Annotated in this window: 1 protein-coding gene; it reads right to left on the reverse strand. The window is 76.8% G+C overall.

Annotated features, from left to right (window positions below; genetic code table 11):
* Positions 1 to 180: 180 nt before the first annotated feature.
* A partial coding sequence (locus K6I33_RS35430; protein ID WP_238492422.1) for a hypothetical protein occupies positions 181 to 747 on the reverse strand: 567 nt, incomplete at its 5' end.

Here is a 747-nt window from a genome sequence, read left to right on the forward strand (position 1 = left end):
GCCCCGGCCGCCCACCCCGTACGCCCATGTACGCCATGGGCGCGGCAGCGCGCGTACGGGCTCGCGACCGGCTCGGGAGGCGCCCACAGCGACCACCGCGAGCCCCCCGAGACACTCCGCGAAGTCTCCGCGAAACCCCGGGGCGAACGGCCCCGTACGCGCCCGGCGCGCGAGCCCGCGCTAACCCTCCTCGGGAGCCGACGAGTTGCTCCCGGAGCGGAGGAGGAGCTTCCCCTCCGTCGAGGCGATCTCCGAGACCGCCGCATACGAGCCATGTCCGCGCACGGTCCGTTCGTGGGGGGTCTCGCACATGTCCGGATCATCGGTTGCGGCGAGCTCGCAGTTCACCTGCACGGTCCGGCCGTCGGGGGCCATCAGGGTCAGCACGCCGATCAGGGGCGCGCCCGTCGCGTTGCGGTAGTACGTACGGGCCCAGGTGTCCCGGTCCCGCTCGAGGACGCAGGTCTGGGCCTCCACGCCCTCCGGCGAACCGAGTTCGGGACCGCACCGGGTGGCGCCCGGGAGGCCGGTGCCCAGGGCCGGAGCCAGCGGGTCCGCCGGGTCGCGGCCGTCGGCGGCGCCCTGTCCGAGAGGGCCCCGCACGGGTCCCGGCGCACCGAATCCGGCCGGACGCGGGCCGCCCGCCACGCCCCGGGCCCCGGCCCGCGTGGCGTCCCCGCCGTCGCGTTCCCGCCCGGCGCCCTTTCCGGAATCCGGCTTCGTCCGGGCCTTCTCCCGGCCCGCCAC

This window comes from Streptomyces sp. UNOB3_S3 (assembly GCF_020740895.1).
In the GTDB taxonomy this organism is placed as follows: Bacteria; Actinomycetota; Actinomycetes; order Streptomycetales; family Streptomycetaceae; genus Streptomyces.